The sequence below is a fragment of the Wolbachia endosymbiont (group A) of Opomyza germinationis genome, from assembly GCF_964264765.1.
Classification (GTDB): Bacteria; Pseudomonadota; Alphaproteobacteria; order Rickettsiales; family Anaplasmataceae; genus Wolbachia; species Wolbachia pipientis.
This window is the reverse complement of the sequence record NZ_OZ183482.1, coordinates 524,933-547,146: the sequence shown is the minus strand read 5'-3', so window position 1 is coordinate 547,146 and position 22,214 is coordinate 524,933. Positions and strand designations below refer to the sequence as shown.

At 36.0% G+C, this 22,214-nt stretch carries 27 protein-coding genes; 24 read left to right on the top strand and 3 right to left on the bottom strand.

Annotation, left to right across the window (positions count from 1 at the left end):
- Nucleotides 1–2 precede the first annotated feature (2 nt).
- The 10 genes from ACFEL3_RS02665 to ACFEL3_RS02620 all read left to right on the top strand — a co-directional run bounded on the left by ACFEL3_RS02665 (nucleotide 3) and on the right by ACFEL3_RS02620 (nucleotide 8,542).
- Nucleotides 3–1,487, top strand: coding sequence for an ankyrin repeat domain-containing protein (locus ACFEL3_RS02665; RefSeq protein WP_264378237.1), 1,485 nt, complete (start codon nucleotides 3–5; stop codon nucleotides 1,485–1,487).
- Nucleotides 1,484–3,307: a phage terminase large subunit family protein gene (locus tag ACFEL3_RS02660; protein WP_265017946.1), complete on the top strand. Its 1,824-nt coding sequence runs from the start codon at nucleotides 1,484–1,486 to the stop codon at nucleotides 3,305–3,307. Before ACFEL3_RS02665 ends, ACFEL3_RS02660 begins: the two co-directional genes overlap by 4 nt.
- 3 nt (nucleotides 3,308–3,310) lie before the next feature.
- Entirely contained in the window at nucleotides 3,311–3,544 is a 234-nt protein-coding gene (locus ACFEL3_RS02655) for a gpW family head-tail joining protein (protein ID WP_010962704.1), read from the top strand.
- Between the two features lie 40 nt (nucleotides 3,545–3,584).
- Nucleotides 3,585–3,845, top strand: coding sequence for a hypothetical protein (locus ACFEL3_RS02650; protein ID WP_012673197.1), 261 nt, complete (start codon nucleotides 3,585–3,587; stop codon nucleotides 3,843–3,845).
- Nucleotides 3,836–4,117, top strand: coding sequence for a type II toxin-antitoxin system RelE family toxin (locus tag ACFEL3_RS02645; RefSeq protein ID WP_010962706.1), 282 nt, complete (start codon nucleotides 3,836–3,838; stop codon nucleotides 4,115–4,117). The genes ACFEL3_RS02650 and ACFEL3_RS02645 overlap by 10 nt, the downstream gene beginning before the upstream one ends.
- A 102-nt stretch (nucleotides 4,118–4,219) precedes the next feature.
- Nucleotides 4,220–5,638, top strand: coding sequence for a phage portal protein (locus tag ACFEL3_RS02640; protein WP_265017945.1), 1,419 nt, complete (start codon nucleotides 4,220–4,222; stop codon nucleotides 5,636–5,638).
- Nucleotides 5,635–6,696 carry a S49 family peptidase gene (locus ACFEL3_RS02635; RefSeq protein ID WP_006280203.1) on the top strand — a complete coding sequence of 354 codons (1,062 nt, stop codon included), beginning with the start codon at nucleotides 5,635–5,637 and terminating at the stop codon, nucleotides 6,694–6,696. Before ACFEL3_RS02640 ends, ACFEL3_RS02635 begins: the two co-directional genes overlap by 4 nt.
- A 74-nt stretch (nucleotides 6,697–6,770) precedes the next feature.
- Nucleotides 6,771–7,142: a head decoration protein gene (locus tag ACFEL3_RS02630; protein WP_010082142.1), complete on the top strand. Its 372-nt coding sequence runs from the start codon at nucleotides 6,771–6,773 to the stop codon at nucleotides 7,140–7,142.
- A 37-nt stretch (nucleotides 7,143–7,179) separates the two neighbouring features.
- Complete coding sequence (locus ACFEL3_RS02625; protein WP_006280204.1) at nucleotides 7,180–8,184, top strand: major capsid protein; 1,005 nt, start codon at nucleotides 7,180–7,182, stop codon at nucleotides 8,182–8,184.
- 97 nt (nucleotides 8,185–8,281) lie between these two features.
- Nucleotides 8,282–8,542 carry a hypothetical protein gene (locus ACFEL3_RS02620; protein ID WP_275019377.1) on the top strand — a complete coding sequence of 87 codons (261 nt, stop codon included), beginning with the start codon at nucleotides 8,282–8,284 and terminating at the stop codon, nucleotides 8,540–8,542.
- Nucleotides 8,543–8,727: 185 nt separating this feature from the next.
- On the opposite strand, the gene ACFEL3_RS02615 is transcribed toward ACFEL3_RS02620, so the two are convergent.
- The gene (locus ACFEL3_RS02615) at nucleotides 8,728–9,750 is read right to left on the bottom strand and encodes an IS110 family transposase (protein ID WP_070357039.1); all 1,023 of its coding nucleotides are present in this window, start codon (nucleotides 9,748–9,750) and stop codon (nucleotides 8,728–8,730) included.
- Nucleotides 9,751–10,074: 324 nt separating this feature from the next.
- On the opposite strand from ACFEL3_RS02615, the gene ACFEL3_RS02610 reads away from it, so the two are divergent.
- The 14 genes from ACFEL3_RS02610 to ACFEL3_RS02545 all read left to right on the top strand — a co-directional run bounded on the left by ACFEL3_RS02610 (nucleotide 10,075) and on the right by ACFEL3_RS02545 (nucleotide 18,983).
- Nucleotides 10,075–10,572 carry a phage tail protein gene (locus tag ACFEL3_RS02610; protein WP_010962479.1) on the top strand — a complete coding sequence of 166 codons (498 nt, stop codon included), beginning with the start codon at nucleotides 10,075–10,077 and terminating at the stop codon, nucleotides 10,570–10,572.
- A 6-nt stretch (nucleotides 10,573–10,578) separates the two neighbouring features.
- Nucleotides 10,579–11,052, top strand: coding sequence for a hypothetical protein (locus ACFEL3_RS02605; protein ID WP_015588919.1), 474 nt, complete (start codon nucleotides 10,579–10,581; stop codon nucleotides 11,050–11,052).
- The gene (locus tag ACFEL3_RS02600) at nucleotides 11,039–11,503 is read left to right on the top strand and encodes a phage baseplate assembly protein V (RefSeq protein WP_015588920.1); all 465 of its coding nucleotides are present in this window, start codon (nucleotides 11,039–11,041) and stop codon (nucleotides 11,501–11,503) included. The genes ACFEL3_RS02605 and ACFEL3_RS02600 overlap by 14 nt, the downstream gene beginning before the upstream one ends.
- Nucleotides 11,504–11,505: 2 nt before the next feature.
- The gene (locus ACFEL3_RS02595) at nucleotides 11,506–11,760 is read left to right on the top strand and encodes a PAAR domain-containing protein (protein WP_010082109.1); all 255 of its coding nucleotides are present in this window, start codon (nucleotides 11,506–11,508) and stop codon (nucleotides 11,758–11,760) included.
- Nucleotides 11,757–12,092: a GPW/gp25 family protein gene (locus ACFEL3_RS02590; RefSeq protein ID WP_015588922.1), complete on the top strand. Its 336-nt coding sequence runs from the start codon at nucleotides 11,757–11,759 to the stop codon at nucleotides 12,090–12,092. The genes ACFEL3_RS02595 and ACFEL3_RS02590 overlap by 4 nt, the downstream gene beginning before the upstream one ends.
- Nucleotides 12,093–12,094: 2 nt before the next feature.
- Nucleotides 12,095–12,904 carry a baseplate J/gp47 family protein gene (locus tag ACFEL3_RS02585; protein WP_010962482.1) on the top strand — a complete coding sequence of 270 codons (810 nt, stop codon included), beginning with the start codon at nucleotides 12,095–12,097 and terminating at the stop codon, nucleotides 12,902–12,904.
- Nucleotides 12,904–14,064, top strand: a complete 1,161-nt coding sequence (locus tag ACFEL3_RS02580) for a phage tail protein (RefSeq protein WP_015588924.1) — start codon at nucleotides 12,904–12,906, stop codon at nucleotides 14,062–14,064. The genes ACFEL3_RS02585 and ACFEL3_RS02580 overlap by 1 nt, the downstream gene beginning before the upstream one ends.
- 173 nt (nucleotides 14,065–14,237) lie before the next feature.
- Nucleotides 14,238–14,840: an ankyrin repeat domain-containing protein gene (locus ACFEL3_RS02575; RefSeq protein ID WP_010962484.1), complete on the top strand. Its 603-nt coding sequence runs from the start codon at nucleotides 14,238–14,240 to the stop codon at nucleotides 14,838–14,840.
- A 261-nt stretch (nucleotides 14,841–15,101) separates the two neighbouring features.
- Nucleotides 15,102–15,692, top strand: coding sequence for an ankyrin repeat domain-containing protein (locus tag ACFEL3_RS02570; protein WP_010962485.1), 591 nt, complete (start codon nucleotides 15,102–15,104; stop codon nucleotides 15,690–15,692).
- Between the two features lie 32 nt (nucleotides 15,693–15,724).
- Nucleotides 15,725–16,153 (top strand): DUF2924 domain-containing protein, encoded by a 429-nt coding sequence (locus ACFEL3_RS02565; RefSeq protein ID WP_015588926.1) that lies wholly within the window; start codon nucleotides 15,725–15,727, stop codon nucleotides 16,151–16,153.
- A gap of 2 nt (nucleotides 16,154–16,155) precedes the next feature.
- Nucleotides 16,156–17,658 (top strand): recombinase family protein, encoded by a 1,503-nt coding sequence (locus tag ACFEL3_RS02560; RefSeq protein WP_010962487.1) that lies wholly within the window; start codon nucleotides 16,156–16,158, stop codon nucleotides 17,656–17,658.
- Nucleotides 17,659–17,727: 69 nt separating this feature from the next.
- Nucleotides 17,728–17,871 carry a hypothetical protein gene (locus tag ACFEL3_RS02555; RefSeq protein ID WP_010962488.1) on the top strand — a complete coding sequence of 48 codons (144 nt, stop codon included), beginning with the start codon at nucleotides 17,728–17,730 and terminating at the stop codon, nucleotides 17,869–17,871.
- On the top strand, nucleotides 17,846–18,577 hold the full coding sequence (locus tag ACFEL3_RS02550; RefSeq protein ID WP_265017939.1) for a hypothetical protein: 732 nt from the start codon (nucleotides 17,846–17,848) through the stop codon (nucleotides 18,575–18,577). Before ACFEL3_RS02555 ends, ACFEL3_RS02550 begins: the two co-directional genes overlap by 26 nt.
- A complete protein-coding gene (locus ACFEL3_RS02545) occupies nucleotides 18,567–18,983 on the top strand; it encodes a hypothetical protein (RefSeq protein WP_265039532.1) in 417 nt (138 codons plus the stop codon). Before ACFEL3_RS02550 ends, ACFEL3_RS02545 begins: the two co-directional genes overlap by 11 nt.
- Nucleotides 18,984–19,143: 160 nt before the next feature.
- Here the strand turns inward: ACFEL3_RS02545 and ACFEL3_RS02540 are convergent, their stop codons facing one another.
- A complete protein-coding gene (locus ACFEL3_RS02540) occupies nucleotides 19,144–19,818 on the bottom strand; it encodes an ankyrin repeat domain-containing protein (RefSeq protein ID WP_244226857.1) in 675 nt (224 codons plus the stop codon).
- A gap of 101 nt (nucleotides 19,819–19,919) precedes the next feature.
- A complete protein-coding gene (locus tag ACFEL3_RS02535; protein WP_015588928.1) occupies nucleotides 19,920–22,037 on the bottom strand; it encodes an ankyrin repeat domain-containing protein in 2,118 nt (705 codons plus the stop codon).
- Nucleotides 22,038–22,214: the final 177 nt, after the last annotated feature.

Sequence of the window (22,214 nt, the reverse complement as noted above, 5' to 3'; positions counted from 1 at the left end):
TAATGTCTGCTAACTTAAGTTTAGAATTAATAAAGTGTCTTATTAATCAACCAGGAGTGGATGTAAATGTTAGAGGATTAAATGGGAAAACCCCACTACATTATGCAGTAGAAATTAACGAGCTTAGTATGGTTGCTCTCTTACTAAATAGGAAAAATATTAATCCACTGATCACTGATGATGATGGTAAAAGTGCGCTCTCTTGTGCAAGAGAAGAAATATTACAAGCACTAATCAATCACAAATACGGATCAGAGGAAGATAGTTTGCTTCACTTAGCTGCGATGTTGAATGAAGCAAATGCTGTAAGGTTTTTACTCAACAAAGGAGTTAATGTTAATGAGCAGAATGCTTTACTACATACACCGTTACATTTAGCGGCAGGAGCTGGGCATGAAGGGATAGTAGAAATTTTAATTAGAGAAGGAAATGCGGATAAAGATGTTCTTGACGTGAGAAATCATGCAGCAATGCATTATGCAGTAAACAACAAGAAGCTAGAAGTAGTAAAATTACTTTCAAATCTTGGTGCGAATGTCAATATAGCTGGTAGCGGCAGAAATGCAATGAAATTATCTTCTTTGCACGTAGCTATAAGTAGCAGTAATTACGACGAAAGAGACTTATGTTTAGATATTGTAAGATGCTTAATAAATGTTCCTAATGCTGGGGTCAACTTACAAGATTATGAAAATAAAACGCCACTACATTATGCTGAAAGACTTAAAACAATAGAAGTTTTACTAACGCGAGAAGATATAGATCCTTTGATTAAAGATGATAATGGCAAGACACCGTTTTGTTATGCGAAAGAAGAGAACAAATCTGAAATAGTAAAAGCTTTAATAAGTAATAGGTATGGAGTAGAGAAGAACAATTTACTTCACTTAGCAGCAAAAAAAGGATATGAGGAGATTCTGGGGGCGATTTTAAAAGAAGGAGTTGAAGTAGATGTTTTAAACGATCAAGGAGAATCAGCAGTATATCTTGCAGCAATAAATAGGCATTTTAATATAGTAAAATTACTGCTAAAGAAAAGAGCAGATGCTACAGATGTTTTTGAGTACGCAATAACAACAAATAATGTAAAACTGATAAAGTTACTAAGCAAAGAAAAAGATATAGTTTTATTTGGAAAAAATGACAACTTTCCAACGTTTCATTTATTGAGCAATAAATATTTTGAAGAAAGGAAAATAGCAGACAAAAAAATAAAGAAATATACCAATATCATCTGTGTCACTATAACAATATGCGCAATAGCGATAGTAGGAATTTACCCTAACATTATAGCTGCGGTAATGGTGGGAATAGTTGCACTCATAGCTGCAATAATGATGAGTAATTTAACTCAGAAATACGTAGAAGAAGCGCTTGAAAAGAAAATGTTTACTGAACTCGAAAGTGAGAAAACAAGTGAGAGCGTAAGTCCTATTTTAAGTGATGTTGAAGTATCATCTAATGATGGTGAAGAGCTAGAGGTATGATATACGCCACATCTTTTTCTGAAGGTTTAAGACCAGATCCGCAGCTTAAAGTGTCAGAGTGGGCAAATGAGTATCGAGTTTTAGCAGCAACTGCAGCATCAGAGCCAGGGAAATGGAGAACGGAAAGAACTCCTTATTTAAAAGAAATCATGGATTCACTTTCTCCGTCCTCACCAGCAGAAAAAGTAGTATTCATGAAAGGAGCGCAGATTGGGGGAACAGAAGCTGGTAACAATTGGATTGGCTATATCATCGATCAAACACCAGGACCAATGCTAGTAGTACAGCCAACAGTTGAAATGGGAAAGCGTTGGTCAAAAGGAAGATTTGCGCCACTGATTGAAAGTACACCATGTTTAAAAAGTAAAGTAAAAGACCCAAGATCAAGAGATTCAGGCAATACTGTACAAAGTAAGGAGTTTCCAGGTGGAATTGTAGTAATAACCGGAGCAAACAGCAGTGTGGGACTTCGCTCTATGCCAGTAAAGTATCTCTTTCTTGATGAAATAGATGCATATCCAGGAGATTCAGGAGGTGAAGGAGATCCAGTACTGCTCAGTATTGCACGAACTAATACATTTGCACGGCGAAAGATTTTTTTAGTATCAACACCAACGATTCATGGAATAAGCAGAATTGAGAAAGAATTTGAAGCAACAGATAAGAGATATTTTTTTGTACCATGTCCATATTGTAATTACTATCAAGTTCTGAAATGGTCACAAATTAAATGGGAAGATAATGACTCAAGAACAGCACATTATGTCTGCACTGAATGTAGCGGCAAAATAGAAAATCATCAAAAAACAGAGATGCTTGAGCGTGGAGAATGGAGGCCTACTAATAGAGTAAAAGGTGAGAAAAAAGGATTTCATCTTTCAAGTCTTTATAGTCCAGTTGGGTGGTATAGTTGGCAACAAGCAGTAGAGGATTTTCTCCATGCAAAGGAAAGTGAACAATTACTGAAGGTTTGGATAAATACCACTTTAGGAGAAACCTGGGTAGATAAAGGAGAAGTACCAGACTGGAAGCAATTATTTAACAGGAGAGAATTTTTTCAGATTGGCACAGTACCAAAAGGCGAAGTAGTTTTGACAGCAGGAGTTGATGTTCAAAAAGACCGCTTAGAAGTAGAAGTTGTAGCATGGGGAAAAAGCCGTGAAAATTGGTCAATAGACTACCGAGTATTTGAAGGAGATACAGGAGGTGGAGAAGTATGGGGAAAACTCTCTGAGCTCTTAAATCATCATTTTATCGGTGAAAATGGGCTTGAATACATGATAAGCATGATGGCAATTGATGCTGGGTATGCAACGCAGGAAGTTTATAACTGGGTGAGAAGTCATCAAGGGTCGGGAAGAGTAATGGCAGTAAAAGGTGTAAATAAAGCGCTAGTACCACTTAGCAGCCCAAGTAGAGTAGATATAACAGTTGGTGGTCAAAAGCTAAAAAGAGGAATAAAGCTCTGGCCAGTGGGAGTATCGATTTTAAAGTCAGAACTTTTTCAATTACTTAATGTTTTAAAGGACGGTGAAGAAGCTCCAGCAGGATACTGTCATTTTCCCGAGTATGCACCTGAATATTTTAAGCAGCTAACGGCAGAGCAATTAGTCAGCAAAGTAGTAAAAGGTTATACCAAACAAGAGTGGCAAAAGGTAAGAGAAAGAAATGAAGTATTAGACTGTAGGATTTATGCAAGAGCAGCATCTATTGCGCTTGGAATCGATCGTTGGCCAGAGAGTAAATGGAATAGTTTAAGTGAAAAACCAGAAAGTAAAAAATCAAAGAAAATAGTGAAAAGCAAATGGATCAGCGAGTAGTAAATGTATAACGAAGATTATCTAATTCAAGTCGAAGAAGCGATAAAGAAACTACAAAACGGAGAGCGAGTAGTATCAATTGCATATGGTGACCATGTTGTAAGATATGCTGAAGTAGATATAAATGATTTACTAAGCTTAAGACAACGTATTAAGGCTGAATTGAAAATTGCAGGTATGAAGCCAAAGAGAAAAATTGTTTTTTCAACAAATAAAGGGGTTGACAAAATTATGTAAAAATGTTATAGTTTAGAGTTGATATCTTACAGTGAATAATATGGATCAAAGTCAAGGAAGGCTTAATGTTAATGTAAATTTTGAGGGGGAATTTGCTCAGTATCTTACAGAAATGGCAAAAGTTCAAAATAGAACTATTGAAGAAATTGTAAAAGATCTAGTAGAAGAAGAACTTGAGGTAAGTAAACTATCTGAAGGTGACGAAATGGATGAAGGAGAAATAGCTCTACTTGAACTTGCTGCTAAACGTAATGTTCCTGGAGCAAAAATAATTAGACATGAAGATATCAAGTGGGAATAATTTACCAAATTGGTTATTTAGAAGGTGTAGATACCGAAGATCTTCCTTCTCTTCCGAAAACAATACGGTTAAGGGTGCAAAAAGCTATAGAAAAACGTCTCACAATTATTCCTGATAAAGTAGGTGAGGCTTTATCGCATAAATGGGTAGGCTACTTTAGGTTGCGTGTTGGCGATTATCGAGTCATATACTTAATAGATAACTCAGAGCACATGGTCAAAATTGCAGCAATAGGACATCGAAAAGAAATTTATAAACGTAGTCCAGAGTAATGACTCTCTACATACAATCTGTTGACCAAATTCTCTAGCAACTTGCTATAATTTTTCAATGTCAAATTGTGCAACAACTTGTTGCATAATCAAAGAGGCAAAATGTTATTAAAATCATTCAAACAACTATTTAACAAACCAAAGATAAAAAGCTCAGCCTGGGATGCTGCAGGCTCAGGAAGAAGATTTTTTCACTTTCAACCAGAGTTAGGAAGTATAAACAATTTGCTGTCTCAAAACCTTGAAACTTTACGTAGTAGATCACGTGATATGGTGAGAAAAAATCCATATGCAGCAAATATTATTGATACAATAGTAAGTAACTCTATTGGAACAGGAATAAAACCGCAATCAAAAGCAAGGGATGGGGAATTTCGAAAGAGGGTGCAAGAATTATGGCTAAGATGGACAGATGAAGCAGACAGTAACGGAGTAAGTGATTTTTATGGATTACAAGCTCTAGTATGCAGAAGTATGATAGAGGGAGGAGAATGTTTTGTACGTTTAAGAACGAGAAAGCTGGAAGATAGATTTTCTGTGCCATTACAACTGCAAGTACTTGAGTCTGAACATTTAAATAATAAAACAAATCAAACTTTAGGAAATGGTAATGTAATAAGAAACGGGATTGAGTTTAACAAGCTTGGGCAAAGAGAAGCATATTACCTATTTAAAGAACACCCTGGTGAAGGCTCATTTGGTGAATCAGTGAGAGTGCCAGCAAATGATGTTTTACATATTTATAGACCATTAAGACCTGGGCAAATTAGAGGAGAGCCATGGCTTTCGAGTATACTGCTAAAGCTCTATGAACTTGATCAATATGATGATGCAGAATTAGTGAGAAAAAAGACAGCAGCGATGTTTGCAGGGTTTATTACAAGGCTCGATCCTGAAGCAAATATTTTAGGAGAAGGTGAAAGTAATGAGCAAGGAGTAGCACTATCAGGTTTAGAGCCAGGAACAATGCAGCTTTTAGACCCAGGAGAAGACATAAAATTTTCAGAGCCATCTGATGTAGGAGGAAGTTATGAAGCATTCATGAGACAGCAGCTGAGGGCAATAGCAATAGGCACAGGGATAACATATGAGCAACTAACAGGAGATTTAACGGGCGTTAATTATTCATCCATTCGAGCAGGATTAATAGAGTTTCGTCGTAGATGTGCTATGCTGCAACACAACATTATGGTATTTCAATTTTGCAGACCAGTATGGAGTAGATGGCTAGAATTAGCAGTACTCTGTGGAGAACTGAGTATAGATAAAAAAGTAGCAAAAGCAGCGAAAGAAGAAGTAAAATGGATACCACAGGGATTTGATTGGGTGGATCCTTTAAAAGACCAGCAAGCACAACAAATGGCAGTAAGAAATGGATTTAAGAGTCGATCAGAAGTGGTTTCAGAGCTAGGTTATGATGTAGAAGAAATAGACCAAGAAATTGCAGAAGATCAAAGACGTGCTAGTTCCTTGGGTTTAAGTTTTGATTCCGACGTTACTACTAATCAAGAGATAATATGAAAAACCAAGCGATATGGCTAAACAGATGTGTAATGGTAGAACCAAGGAGTTTTGAATTACTGTCACTACAAACAGGAAAGCAGCCTATCTTTAAAAATATAAAACATGCGGTAAGAAATAGTGAAAGAGGAATAATACCAATACATGGAATCTTGACGAAAAAGTCAGAAGTTTTTGATGATGTATTGGGGATGACATCGTATGAGAAGATAAGTGAAGAGATAGAAGAAGCTTTAATAGATAAAGAAGTAGAAACAATAATTTTGGACATAGACAGCCCCGGAGGAGAAGTAAACGGTTTATTCGACCTTTCCGACTTTATTTACCAAGCAAGGAGAAAAAAGAGGATTGTGGCAATAGCAAATGATGATGCGTATTCTGCGGCGTATGCAATTGCATCAAGTGCTGAAAAAGTATTGGTAACTAGAACTTCAGGAGTTGGAAGCATAGGAGTAATAGCAAGTCATATAGATCAAAGTGGGTTTGATGAAAAACAGGGAATAAAATATACGACAGTATTTGCAGGAAGTAGAAAAAATGATTTAAATCCACATGAGCCAATAACTTCTGAGAGTTTAGAAAGCCTAAAAAGCGAAGTGAATCGTTTATATGGAATGCTGGTTGAGCTAATAGCACGCAATAGAAACCTTTCTGTAGAGGCAATAAAATCAACAGAAGCAGGGCTATATTTTGGCGAGAAAGCAGTAGAAATAGGTCTTGCAGATGGAATTACAATTCTTTCAGAGTTTAAATCTATTAATAAAAAAGGGGATATTACTATGAATGAAAAAACTACAAATGACCTAGAAACTGACAATTTAACTAAGTATCGTACTGAAGTTCTTGAATTAATACGTTTATGTAACTTATCACGAATGCCAGAAAAGATAGGAGAATTTATTGAGCAAAGCGTAAGTGTTGAGCAAGCTAGGGAAGTTTTAATGGAGTTACTTGCAGAGCGAACGAAGAAGACAGAAATACTAAGTGCAATACCACAGAATTCAGGAGAAGAGTTGATGATGCAGGTAGCGAAAAGTCGTGCGCAATCAAACATTTAAAGTATGTGTATAACCGCCGTGTATAACAACCACAAATATGGCGGTAAAAAAATAAAAAAAGGAGAGAAAAAGACATGATAAGTATAACTGAAGGAAATAATTTAGGCGATCTTCTGAAATATGAAGTGTCCAACCTATATTCAAGAGATCAAATAACAGTAGCCAAGGGACAAAATCTAAAGCTGGGAAAAGTAGTTGGTTATGATACTAAAGATGGTTTTATTAAAGCTTTAAATCCAACTGCCACAGATGGGACACAAACGGCTATAGGAGTGATAGCAAGCGATGTAAACGCAAAGGAAAATAGTAAAGGAGTAATTATTGCTCGTGGTGCAATACTAGCAGATCATGCAGTTGTATGGCCAGCAAATATCATTGAAGAGCAGAAAACTGCAGCAATAAAGCACCTTGAAGGACGAGGGATCATTATCCGCAAGGGAGCTTAAAAAAACTATTAAAAATACAAAAGGGGGAAAAGAAAAAATGCAAAATCCATTTACAAATACAGCATTTAGCATGACGGCACTAACAAATGCGATAAATATATTGCCGATAAATTATGGACGAGTTGAAAATTTAAATTTGTTTCCAAGTAGGTCAGTAAGATTTAGACATATTACTATAGAGGAGCAAAATGGAGTATTAAGTTTACTACCAACGCAGTTACCAGGAGCACCAGCAACAGTAGGAAAACGTGGAAAACGAAAAATAAGAACTTTTACCATTCCACATATACCACATGATGACGTAGTGTTGCCTGAGGAAGTACAGGGAATAAGGGCATTTGGGTCAGAAAGTGAACTGAAAGCATTGGCAGATGTAATAACTGATCATTTGCAGCTAATGAGAAATAAACACGCAATAACGTTAGAACATTTGAGAATGGGAGCGCTGAAGGGAATCATTCTTGATGCTGATGGGTCGGAGTTATTAAACCTTTACAACGAATTTGAAATTACACCAAAAGTAGTAAATTTTGCATTGGGGACTGCGACAACCGATGTAAAGCGTAAGTGTCTGGAAGTATTGCGCCATGTTGAGGACAATTTAAGTGGTGAATATATGACGGGGATTCATGCACTGGTAAGTCCAGAGTTTTTTGATGCACTAATTTCGCATAGTAAAGTGAAAGAGGCATATGAAAGATGGCAAGAAGGAGCAGCGCTGAGGAATGACATGAGATCAGGATTTACGTTCTGTGGAATAACATTTGAAGAGTATAGAGGGCAAGCAACCGACCCTGAAGGAACCGTAAGAAGATTTATAGAAAGAGAAAGTGGAAACTGTTTTCCACTAGGAACAGCGAGCACATTTACAACGTATTTTGCACCAGCAGACTTTAATGAGACAGTAAATACTCTTGGACAGCCACTTTACGCGAAACAAGAGCCAAGAAGATTTGATAGAGGGACCGATTTACATACTCAGTCAAATTCTCTGCCAATGTGCCATAGACCGGGAGTATTAGTAAAAGTCGTTGTAACATAACAACACAGGTAGAGCAACTATAAAGTGGTGAGGCAGAAGAATGCTTTACCTGTGTGCCCCTTCTTAGCATGTAAAGGTTAGTATATAGCAGAAAAATATGCAAGAAAATATTAAGAGATTATTGCAAGATTGTTTTGCCCATTTAGGAAAAGTAGCTTTGTATGAATCAAAGGATAAGTCATATATGGTACAAGTACTAAAGCAACAGCCAGATAAATTATACGAGATTGGTGAAGGACAATTTGTAGGAGAAATTTTATTGTTGGAAGTAAGTGTGTTTGATGTATTAAAGCCAATGGTAGATACCGTCTTGCAAGTCAACAAAAAAATTACAAAAATTGTTCAAGCTGTATCATAAAATTAAAAAATACTTCCAATTCACATTTTGTGTAACGGTACACAGATTATAGTTAGTGAATATGTTGATAAGTAAATTTCCGCTTTTTTGTACGTATAAAATTAATTTACTTATCAACATATTCACTAACCAGTTACAAAATTTGTGTAAGATACTATTTTACATAATTGGAGCGTTTTTTGATTTTAAAGCACTAAACTTTCAGCCAAACTCCTAGCTCTGTAGTTTTTGATATGATCTGGATCAAAAGCCTTCTTTGACCTTAAAACACCAAAAACAATATGGAGTAACTTACGCATTGCAGCTCCCACAATGGCCATGTTATGCTTGCCTTTCTCTTTTAACCTTTTGCAAAAAGTCATAATAGTAGGATTATGATTCTTAGCTACTATGGCAGGAAAGTACATTGCCTTACATAATGTTCGTGAACCGGATTTACTTAATCTGGGCTTGGCATGTACAGACGTACCTGACGTTATATTTCGTGGTATAGCTCCAGCATATGCTGCCAATTGCCTGGCATCCTTGAAAGCTTTTATGTTAGGAACTTCAGCCAAAATAGCTACTGCTGATTCTTCTCCTATTCCTGGAATGGTCAATAGAAGTTGAAAATTTTCCAACAATTCTTTGTGTTTATTTAATAGTTCACGTAAGGAGTTTTTTATTCTTTCTATTTTTTGTTTTATGTTCATTGCAAGGTCTTCCCAAGCATTTGCAACTTCTTTAGGCAGTCTCTCTTTTTTTTCTAAGTGGTTATTTACTAATGTCAATTCATCTTTTAACGCAGCCGAGCAACGATAAAGATGCTTTAATTTCTTTAACTCAGGAGAAGGTGGTGCCCAACGAATAGGTTCCTGTCTTTGGCAATAATCGGCAATTATCTCTGCATCAGTCTGATCATTCTTTTGTCGTATAAGCTTACTTTTTGCATAAAATCTTATACAAGCTGGATTAACAACACTCACAAAATGTCCAGTATTGTGTAGAAATTCAGCTAAGGCTTCACTATAACAACCAGTAGCTTCCATGCAGGCTTTTACTTGTTCTACATTATGCTTTTGTAGAAAGCTCAGTAAACCTTGAAACCCATGATCATTATTCTTGAAACTCCTTTTCCTGGTTTCACGTTTTCCTTTGTTGCTTATGAATGAAAGAGAAACATCAAAGCGATCTTTTGATATGTCTATACCCAAAAAGTTGTTGATCATATATAACTCCATACGTTACTATTAAAATGAAAAGTAAGGCTAACCTTGTGGATACAGAATTATAACCATTTAGGTCTTTCTACGATACCGTTCAGCCTATACTTTTGAGAAGGGAACTCTTGTCTACCACACAGATTTTATATCTAAGGAGATATTCAAAGTTCTTCCCTTCTCCACCTAATGCTTAAGCTTAAAACATCAGATGCTTTTGACAAGATACAAGGAGATATCTTTATTATTGATAAGCGTAAGTACAAAGTATATTCACCACCACTTAGGGACAATTCGGGAATGCTATGGAAAATTCAAGCGTCAGGGGTGTAGATGCGTATTAACATCGAAGTCACCGGTAGTATTATACAAAGTATAGATGCTGAAAGGAAAAAAGTGGAAAAAGCAACGGTGAGGGCACTAAACAAAACAGCACTATGGGTAAGGTCACAAACTGTCAAACAAGTTAGCGAAGAAAAACAAATACCAAAAAAAGCAATGAGAAAAAAGTTAAGTGTGGATAAAGCAAATAGAAAGCGCTTATGGTCAGTAGTAAAGCTCAGTTCGCAGTGGATAGGAGTAGCAAAACTTGGGAGTATAAAACAGACAAAGATAGGAGCAAAAGTAGGAAGCCGTACGTATGAAGGAGCATTTATAGCAACAATGAAAAATGGTCATATAGGAATCTTCAGACGAAGGTATACCACGTCTTTGCCAATAGATGAAATTAAAATAAATACCCATGCTCGGGAAACAATGAAAGAGTTAGTCTCTAATGAAGTAGAGAGAGTATTTGAGAAGTATTTTGACCATGAACTTAATTTTATTTAAGAGCGTATGTTTTGGAGAGATCTACATCAGAAGATTTGTAAAACGCTAAAAGAAGAAATCCCAGCAATACAAACGTGCGAAGTGTATCCAGCAATACGTAGGGAAATAATAGCGCCAGCAGCATTTGTAGAGCTTGCAAGTTTAGAACCAGGGAAAGATCCGGGGACTGAGGAATTAGCGTTGAGGGCAAGATTTGAGGTAAGAGTGGTAGTTGATGGAACAGTTGAGGATTCTCAGGTAGTGGTAAGGTCACTGGCAGCGGAAATTGCAAGGGTAGTGAATAAGAATACTTGGGACGTGGAAAATGTTTCAGCAGGTGAATTTATATCAGCAGGAGGGGATGATTTTAAACCAGAGTTGGATGCATATTTGGTGTGGTTGGTCGAATGGGTTCACGAGCTACATACAGGTCAATCAATGTGGTTAGAAACTGGTATCATACCACATACAATAAGTGTTGGCGAAAATGTTAGAGCATAATTTTGCAATTTCAGAGCTGAATAGGAAGTTAGCGAACATTATTCGTATAGGTCTAGTTAAAGAAGTAGATTATGAAAAAGCAAGAGTGCGGGTAAAAATAGGGGAATTTTTAACGGATTGGCTTCCGTGGGTAACGGCAAGAGCAGGAGAAGATAGAAGTTGGTTTGCGCCGAATATTGATGAGCAAGTAATAGTATTATCGCCATATGGAGAGTTGTCATTAGGGGTAGTATTACCAGCAATATATCAGGAGAAATATCCCCCTCCGGAGAATAAAAAGGAAATAAATAGTGTAAAATTTCAAGATGGGACAAAGTTATCATATGAGCAAGAAAAGCACCATCTTAAGATAGATGTAGTGGATAAAATAACGTTGAAAGTAGGAGAATCAAGTATGAAGATTACCAAGAGAGGCATAAAACTCAAAGCAAAGAGAATCGACCTTAATTAAGTATGGCTAAAGCTGTGGTTTGTATAGGGGATTATTGCAGTGGAATACCAGCACATGTTTGTATGAGTGGAAGCAGCGATGTTTTTGTAAACGGTAGATCTGTGTGTCGAAAAGGAGATATCTTAACTCTAGGGGAGAAACTAACTCAGGGATCAAATAGCGTATTTGTTAATGATATTGGCATAACAAGAACAGGTGACTTGGTATCGTGTGGTTTTCATGTGATGGGTGATAGCAAAAATGTATTTGCAGAATGAGAGGCATGAATGCTAGCACGGGAAAGGAATTGGAAGGATTAAACCATCTAAAGCAATCGATAGTTGACATACTGACCACGCCGATAGGATCACGTGTTATGCGAAGGGATTATGGGTCAAGACTACTTGAATTAGTAGATAAGCCAATTAATAGGGATTTAACTTTGGAAATCTATGCAGCAGTAGCAGAAGCTCTACAAAAGTTGGAGCAAAGATTTAAGTTAGAAAAAGTAAAAATTACAGAAGTGAAAGAAGGAAAGGTCAATATTTCATTAGATGGTATTTATCTACCAAATGGGAAAAATATTCATTTTGATGGGATTATGGTATAGAGATGGAGCAGCCAAATATTATCGAACCACTGAACTTTGAAGAGATTTTTTCCCGGATGAAAGAAGAATTAGTAAGTCGTGATGAAAGTTTTACGGCATTAGTAGAAAGTGACCCAGCAATAAAGATTTTAGAGGTAGCAGCATGGCGAGAACTTTTGCTGAGAGAAAGAATAAACGAAGCGGCAAGGAGCAACTTACTGAAGTTTGCAAGGGGGGAAGAACTTGATAATTTAGCTGAGTTTTATGGAGCAGAGAGGCAAGATGGAGAAGAAGATGAACGATTTAGAAAAAGAATCAAGGCAAAAATAAAAGGCTGGTCAACTGGAGGAAGTAAAGAACATTATCGATATCATGCACTCTCAGCAGATAGAAGAGTAAAGGATGCGCTGGTTGAATCAAAAGTGCCAGGGAGTGTAGAGATCTCGATTTTATCCACGGAGTTATCCACAAATGGCATAGCATCTGAAGAACTACTTGATATTGTAAGAAAGCGAGTCACCAGGGATGATATAAGGGTATTGACAGATACGATAACAGTAGTTGGTTGCAATATTATTGAAATAGATATCCACAGCAAAATTAGCATTAAAAGACCGGATATTATTGAAACGGTGAAGAAGAAATTTATCGAAAAATTTGAAGCAACGAAAAGATTGGGATGGAAGGTGACAAAATCATGGATCATAGCAAATCTATTTGTAGAAGGGGTAGAAAACGTGGAATTAATAGAGCCAAGAAAAGATGTTGTGGTACTGGGGAATGAGTGCGTTTGTTTAGGCAAGCTAGAAATCGAATTAATGGGCAAAAGCTAATGTTACTTCCACCTAATAGCACAAAAGAAGAAAGAGCCATAGTAGAGGCTATCGATTACAAAGTTGATCCAAGCAGGATAAAAGGATTTAAGTTTAATTCTAAAGATGAAATACTACCGTGGATAATAGAAGAATATGGATTGGGGGAAATTCTGCGTTGGGTAAAAGACAAAGGAAAGGCGATAAGAGAAGGAATAAAATTTCAAAGACTGCGTGGCACACCTGCCTCACTGAAAATAGCATTAAAGTGGGCAAATATAGAAGATATTACGATCATTGAAGAGCCACCCGGTAAACACTTTTTTGAGTTGCAGGTAGGGATAAGAGATGTTCCGAACGACTTCTTCGTGGATGCAGTAGTAGAACTAGCAAAACTATCATTGCCAGCAAGATCGAGGCTAATGAGGCTTTTCAATGACCACTATAATATTGGAAGATTTATTTTAGATGAAAGCTTTTTTGGCAGCTTATTATCAGACTACTCTGGTACAAAGATCGAAAAAGATGGACCAGTGTTATCATTTGGGAGAGTAAATTTTTTCAGGTCTAGTGGTCCAGTTGTTAGGATTATAGAGAACTATCTACGCAATCATTATGAACAAGCTTTGAGCAATGATATATATCGCCTAGATGTAGCAATACTTGGAGAAACCGAGCCTCATACTAAGAACTATAACGGTATTTATGAAAGGAATCATGTGTGGTATAACTTCAAAGCGCTATATCCGCTACCACAGAGCTTATTACCGGCAATTAAGTTTGCTAAGGCACAAATAGTATTATCAGATAGCTGGAACTTAGGGGAAATAAACGCATGTTTTCCGGTTACTAGTATAGAAGAGGAAGGGGATAAATTTTTATTGGGAAGTAGCAAACTATCTGAACAACTGTGGAATTTAAAATATAAACCAGTTTTAGAAAGGTTTAGCGTTACTCACCACTACAAGGTAGAAGATTTTACCAACCAGAAAGTTATAAGATTTGGTTTAGCAGAACACAATGTTCATTTTGAAAGCGATTTAGATTCAGAGCAAAAGGATTCAATACATGAGTTAGAAAGGTACATTTTAGTGTTTTACCCAGGTGTACTAACATGGCACGAACATCGACATTTGAACAGAAGTTGGGAAGAAAAACAGGTCGTATGTTTAATGAGTTAAATACATATACTTATATCTTCATACACTACATTAATATTCGGTAAAAATGTGTGTTTTTTGAAAAAAAGAAGTTGCTTTTCCATGCCAAAACAGCTATAAATTAGGTAGGTGTAGGTAAACAAAAAAGATTTACCAAACGCTAGAAGTTAGGAAGTTTTATAGTGAGGTACATCATGTGGATTAGTCAAGAAGAAAGGGATGATTTTAATGAATTATTTCAAGAGTTGCTTGCAGGCAAATTGTCTAAAAAGCATATAAATAGAAAAAATGAAAACGGTGAAACAATGTTGCACCGAGCAGCAAAAATGTCGACGAGAAAAAAAGTAAACTGGCTGATATGGGAAGGAGCAGATGTAGATGCAAGAGATAACGAAGGTTATACACCACTGCACTCAGCAGCGCTTGGAATGCGTCTGGAAAACGTAAAAGAATTAATAGAAGCCAGAGCAGATATAAACGCAACCGAAGAAGATGGAAATACGGCACTACATCTAGCGTGTATGGTAGGTGGAAAAAAGATAGTAGAAGAGTTAATAAAAGCAGGGGCAGAAATAAACCTGGTAAGTATATCAGGATTTAGCCCAATGTATTACGCAAGTGATGAAGAGACAAGGGAGGTATTAAAGAAAAAAGGAGGAAAAATAGTGAACAAACAGAGGGAGTTAATGGAAAAAATAAGTAAGGTATCGGAAAAGCAGGTGGTAAATGGTGGAAAGAAGCTAAATGATGTGGAGGAAAGGGCTGTAGATGTTTGCAGACTTTTTGTGAGGAAATAAGAGGCTAAATATATGGAAAAAATAGAAGAGAAAAGCTGGCAACAGCAGGAGAGGAATTGCTATTATTTAACAGATTAAATATATAGATTTATATCTTAATATAATATGCTGAAAAAATGTGTATATTTTGTAAAAAAAACTTGCTTTTTATGCCAAAACAGCCCTAAGTGAAAAAGTAGCTGGTAAACAAACAAAGTTTGCTAAGCGCTAAAGTGAGCCAAATTGGAGCCACTTTATATTGCATTAATAGCTGAGGAACTTATGGTAAAATTTAGTAAGAAAGAAAGAGAAGAATTTAATAAGTCGTGGAAAGAAGTATTAGATAACTCAATAGAAAATATTAACAAAAAAGACACAAAAGGAAGGACGATACTACATTACGCGGTGGGAATGCCAGATCCGAAAAAAGTGAAATTATTAATCAAAAAGGGAGCAGATGTAGATGCAGCAGATGCCGGGAAATATAGACCACTACACCTAGCAGTGATGGGGCAACGTCTAGAAAATACAAAAGAGCTGATAAAGGCAGGAGTCGATGTAAACGCAGTGGAACGAAGTAGCAAATTTGCCGCGTTACACCTTGCGTGCATGGTAGCAGAGATAAAAATAGTAGAAGAGCTAGTAAAAGCGGGAGGGAATGTGGAACAAAAAGATAAATTTGGCAAGACCCCAATGGATTATGTGAGAAATAATAAAGAGATAAAAGAAGTGTTAGAGAACGTAAAAATGGCAAATAAACAGAGGGAATTTATAGAAAGAATAAGAGTTGTATCGGAAAGTACAGCAGCAGGTGTGATAGTAGCAAAAGAAGAGGTGAAAGAGCTAGAAACTATGGATGAAAAAGTGCTATGAGCCGCAACTTTTTTTTAAATTCAGAAGCTAGGATGGAAGGAATAGAAAAGAAAGTATTGAATTTAGAGAAAAAAGCGTTGGAAGAGCTGAGAAAAATATGGAGGAAGGTCTTTGTGGAAGAAGCGCCTAGAAACTCAAAGAAATATTTGATACCAAGATTGGCGTATAGGTTGCAGGAGAAAGCGTATGGAGAAATATCAAGAAAAGGAGCAAAAAGACTAAAATACCTGGCAGATCGGCTAGAACAGGGAAAAAGGATAAGTAGCGATAAACTGCCAGCAGTAGGAACGGAGTTGATATTAGAAAGAGGTGAAGAAACGCATGCAGTGATGGTAACAGATAAGGGTTTAATCTACAGAGAAGAATTTTTTACGTCATTATCAGCGGTAGCCGGAAAAATAATGGGAATGAGCTACAACGGTCCTTTATTATTTGGGATGCGTGATAAAAAGGTAAGTTGAGAATGCTAAAAGAGGTAAGGTGTGCGATATATACGAGAAAATCAAATGAAGACGGGCTAGAGCAGAAGTTTAATAGTCTTGATGCACAGCGAGTAGCATGTAAAAAATATATAAAAAGCCGAGAAGGGTGGGTAGCATTAGCCAAAAGGTATGATGATGGAGGCTATTCAGGAAGTAATTTAAATAGACCAGCGATAAAGGAATTATTTGAAGATGTAAAAGCCGGAGAGGTAGACTGCGTGGTAGTATACACGTTGGACAGGTTATCAAGGGAAACGAAGGATTGCATAGAAGTAACGTCATTTTTTAGAAGGCACCGGATAAGTTTTGTAGCAGTGACGCAAATATTTGATAACAACACACCAATGGGAAAATTTGTACAAACAGTGTTATCAGGAGCGGCACAGCTAGAAAGAGAAATGATAGTAGAGAGAGTAAAAAATAAAATAGCAACATCGAAAGAGGAAGGATTATGGATGGGAGGGAATGTGCCACTAGGGTATGATGTAAAAGAGAAGGAATTAATAATAAATGAAAAAGAAGCAAAAGTAATAAAGCATATATTTGAGAGATATATGGAGCTGAGATCAATGGCAGAATTGGCAAGAGAGTTAAACAGAGAAGGATATCGAACGAAAGCAAAATCAGATATCTTTAAAAAGGCCACAGTGAGGAGAATAATAACAAATCCGATATATATGGGAAAAATACGGCATTATGAGAAGCAGTATAAAGGAAAGCATGAGGCAATAATAGAAGAAGAAAAATGGCAAAAGGCACAGGAATTAATAAAGAATCAGCCATATCGAGGCAAAAAATATGAAGAGGCGCTACTAAAGGGGATGATAAGATGCAGATGCTGCAAAGTAAACATGACGCTGACATACTCAAAAAAAGAAAATAAAAGGTATCGATATTATATATGCAATAACCATTTAAGAGGAAAAGGTTGCAAGTCGATGAACCGAACAGTAGTAGCCGGAGAAGTGGAAAAAGAAGTAATGAAGAGAGCGGAATGCTTATATGAGAATTGGGAAAAAGGGGCAAAAAAAGAAAAATGGGAAAATTTAAGTTTTGGAAAACAGAAAGAAGCAGTGAAGAAATTAATAAAAACAGTGTGGGTAAGAGAAGATGGAATAGAGGTGTGTTCTGAGTCAGAGGAAAAATTTATACCAATGAATTTAAAGAAGAAAGGAAACAAATGCACAGTAGTGGAACCAGAAGGAAAAACAAACAATGCGCTACTGAAAGCAGTGGTAAGAGCCCATCTTTGGAAACGTCAACTAGAGGAAGGAAAATATAGAAGTGTGAAAGAGCTGAGCATTAAAATTAATATAGGTACAAGACGTATACAACAAATTTTAAGATTAAATTATTTAGCACCAAAGATCAAAGAAGACATAGTAAATGGGAGACAACCGAGTAATTTGCGGTTAGTTGATTTAAGGGAAATACCGATGCTATGGAGTGAGCAAATGGAAAAATTTTACAAATTAGCGTCTTAAAAATCACACAATTAATACGTTATTAACGCAACTAACTTATAAAACAAACATTATACGAAGGGAAATACTATGCCAGTAAAGAAAAAAGAGCGTACTGATAAATTATGTGGATTAACAGAAAAAGAGAAAGGTAAGTTTGATACTCTGAAGCAAGAAATAGAAAATCTAGGGAAAAAAAAAGTCCTTTATGTTCTGGAGAAGGACGAAAAATGAGAATAGCATTGCTGAAAAATTTAATGATGATACATTACAGAAAATTTTAACAACAAAAATACCTTATAGTGAAGAAGGGAGGAAAGGAGTATTTACGCTACCGTGTTATGCTATATCTCTTAAGAATAATCAAGCTTTTGAGACGTTTTTACAAGAAGCAGCAAAACGAAAATTTTTAAAAGATCTTCTGAATGACGAATTAACCGGAGAAATTCTGGGTGTTCAAAAAACAACCTACACGGTACTAGCATACTGTATTTCAGAGAAAAATAGCAAAGCTGTTAGGGCAGTTTTAGAAGTTTCTAAAGAAAACGGTATTTTGAAAGAAATCCTCGACCAGAAAATGATAAAAGAAAAAGCAAATAGCCAGAAGATAAGCTATACACTAATTGATTATGCTAATAAACAAAATTGTAAAGAAATTGTAGCAACTCTCAAGGAATTTAAAGAAAGTCTTAATATAGAAGTTAAACCTGTAAGTGGTAATGCTGAAACTAGCTGTGAAGATATCAATAAAGACTGTGAAGATCTTGAAATACATGAACCTATGCTTGCAAGCAGTGAAGAAGCTAAAAATATTTTAACAAAAGATGATATAGATCAGACACAAAGTTCCAGTATTTCTACAACCACTTTTACTGAAGTTGTGAAAAGAGATCAAACGCAATCGTGCTCTCACAGAATCAAGAGAGAAGTTGACAGATAATTTAACATGGGAAAGTAAAGCTACAGCTCAATTGCGTGGAGATATTAATAAAGATAGCGAGCTAATATTTGAAACCAGTGAGAAAGCTCAAAATGCTTTAACAGAAGAAGAGCCTGATATCCCATCTCCAACTGAACTATATTTTGATAGTAAAGGAAATTCTGTAGACGAAAAATCATCAAAAAAGGCAATTCAACCAATTGTAGCTGGTGTTGTTGGTGCAGTGTTATTGGCAAGCGGTGTTGCATTGTATATCATGAAAATGCCTGTAATAGCAGCGGTTGTGGGAATAGCTGGATTGGTGTGTCTGAGCTTTGCGTTGTATAATGTGCTAAAGCCCAGCACAAAGCTAGAAAAAGTGGAAAGTGTGGAGCAGCCTATTCAGTCTTCTTTGAATCTAGCATAAAAGGCTATGCTCAAAAAATCATAAACAACAAGATAACTTCTTTAGAAGATTTCTTAAACTATTAACTAAGAATTACCTCCGTTAGTCCTGCTGCTATTTTTAACAATAACTTGACGTGTATAACCTATAGAAACATCCTCCCTTTTTTGCTTATATCAATTCATACAGTCCTTTTTCTTGGTATAGAGAGTTGAGATACCGATACATCTGTCACTTTTGTATTTATACTGCTTAACATATTTACAACTTCCGTACTTCCTCCTTCTCTAGCGAGATCTAAAGGCGTTTCACGTCCATTGTTTTTAGTATGAATGCTAGCTCCTTTGTCAATTAAAAACTTTACAGTTTCCAAATTACCATTAAAGGCAGCATAGTGTAGGAGTGTCCAACCCTCTTTATCAATATCATTAACCTTTCCTCCTCCTTTATTTAGAAGAAGTTCCATAATGCCTTTATATCCATCATCTTTACCATAATGAATTAAATCTATAGGCTTTTGACCATAAGCGTTTTCAGCACGAACATTAGCCCCATTAGCAACCAAAAGTTTTGCTATTTCCAACTCACCACCAAAGGCAGCATAGTGTAGAGGTGTCCAACCGCTGTTATTGGTATCGTTAACGCTTATCCCTTCATTTAAGAAAAACTCTACGATATTTTTGTTCCCTTTCTTAACAGCAATGTGTATAGCTTTTTTACTACTAATTTCTCTAGCATGAATATCAGCCCCATTTCTAATAAGCTCTTTAACCTTATCAAGGTTATTTTGTTCTACAGCATAAAATAGCTTGCTATTTAAATCTTTCTCTGCTGCAGTAAGTTTAGATGTGTGCATAAACCCTCCTAAAAATATTATTATTAAAATAAAAAAAATAAAGTAAAACCTTTTTGAAGCAGTAAAAACCATACCAACGTTTTTGTCTACAAAGCTTAGTACTATCCAATTTGTGCTCCATTTTTTCTTGTATATCGTACTTGATCTGCCCATTTACCATTTTGTAATTTTTCTTCCTGGACAATTCTTGAAGATGGAGCAGGCTTTTCGAAGTACCCACGTTCAATAGCATCATAAACTGAGTGATAACCAAGTGAGCAATTTTTTCCTATTTCTTCTCCACAATCTTTTAATTTTTTCAACATCCCTTGATCTCTTGCTTCTACCCTAATCCTGTTTTCATTTTGCTTATCAGAATACAATCTAACTTCTAATTCTCCAAAAGAGGTACAGAAAATCAATGCTATATTACTATTGGCTGTAAGGTCTGTGTAATGCCTTTTACCATTTTGCGTTATAATTTCCACCTCACTTTCACCAATCTTTACTATATTTCTTTCATATCCTGCATTTTCATGAGTTAACCATAAACTTCTCGCTCCATCGGTGATCTTTGCAATATCTATTTTGCTCTCCTCCGAATATTCTAAGTAAAGAGTAGTATTACCTATTGCTATATCATTCAATTTACTAGTGGTTGCACTTTTCGCAACTTTAATAAACCTATGGGCATCATTAATGTAACCTTCAAAAGCTTTTATCATATTGGCTTTGTGATCTTTGCATTCTAATCCCAGTTCATCAATTACATCAATGCTCTCTGGGCTACCAAACACTGCTCCTTTTGATACCAATTGACATATTATACCACTAGCAACTTTAGGATACTTTTCTAATTCACTAATTCTTTTTATCACATAATCTGTGAAACTATAACCTTCAAAAGGTGAAGGAACGGTGAAACGATAATTAAGTCGCACTCCAGACTTGATAGCTATCTTCACGAATTTTTCCAATTGATTTATGTCTTGAATTTCAGATAAAATACCTAAGGATCTACTTAGCTTTTCCTTCTGAGCTGGTATTATATTACCCCACAAAACCCCAGATTTAGGTAAGCATTTTTTCCTTTCATACGTGAACTCTTTTGCTCCCGCTTCCAAAAGTAATTTCTTTATTTCATCAGCAGCTTGAAAGCCGGAAAAAGCATTTTTTACATGTTCCAGCACTTCTGACTTTCCTGCTATGTCCCGAGTATTTAAAACTACTTTTAGGTCTTTATTATTCTTATGTTCATGTAAAAACTCCTCTAGATCTTCGAGAAACTGAAATAGAGTGAGTGTAACAATATAGCCTAAATTGCCTTCTTTGTAGCGATGTTCATTAAGTATATTATTTAATTCTTTTCGCAACTTTTTTTGATTGTCAGTAAAAAAACACCTTTCAACATGGTAATTATGATTATCAACTGCAGTTTGTTGTGGAGTTTTCCCTTGTCCATCACATATATTGGGGTCAGCATTTCCCCTTAAGAGAGAATATATATTTTTATCATAGCCCATAGCAGAAGCGCGATGCAAAGGTGTTTCTCCTTTATCATCCTGTATATTTGGACTGGCTCCTGCTTCTAAGAGTAAATTTATAGGTCGGTCTTCTTGACGGTAAGATGCACCTATATGAGCTCCCGCAATCGCATGCAATACTGTTGACCCAGATTCTCCTCTTTTGACATTTAGAACGGCTTTTAGATCTGGATTGCCTCTATTATTTTTTAAAAATTCTTCAAGCTCATCGACCTGACCATTATCATAATCAAAAAGAGCACCTTCATCATGCCATTCTAGATACTTTAAAACATTTAGTAACTCTATGTTTAACTTCTTTTGACTTTCTGTGAGATTATGATCTAAAGCGGACCAAACAGATACCTGTTTACTCAGTGAATATTTACTATCCATTAAAGACGGTGGACTATTATAACTTCGAAATGACGATATGGTTGATTGAGTATACCAAGAATCCCCCTGACTAAACATTTCATCTATGTCACTCTGTGAATGTCCTTGCTTTCGTAAAATTTCTAACCGATCATTAGATGGTGGAATCTGCAACAGATATTCTATAATCAACTCATATTGATCATCAAACGATCCGCCTATTTCTGACTGCCCTTGTCGAGTATTTGATTTCTCTTCTAGCTTTTTTAATAGCTCTTTTTTTTCGCTTATTTCTGCTCCACTAAAAACCTGCTCAGGCCTTGAAATATCTCTAGTTAACATACTCCCCCCATTCTACAAAGATATTATGTACAGCACATAGCACAAATAAAAACTAATGCAAGAATAATTTTTCTAACTTTGATATTTTTTAGAGATCTGTGTTTTCTTTCCTTCTATACCCATTCTAACTTCATAAACTTCACTGACATTGTGAACCTGCTATTTGGTTCTTTTTAG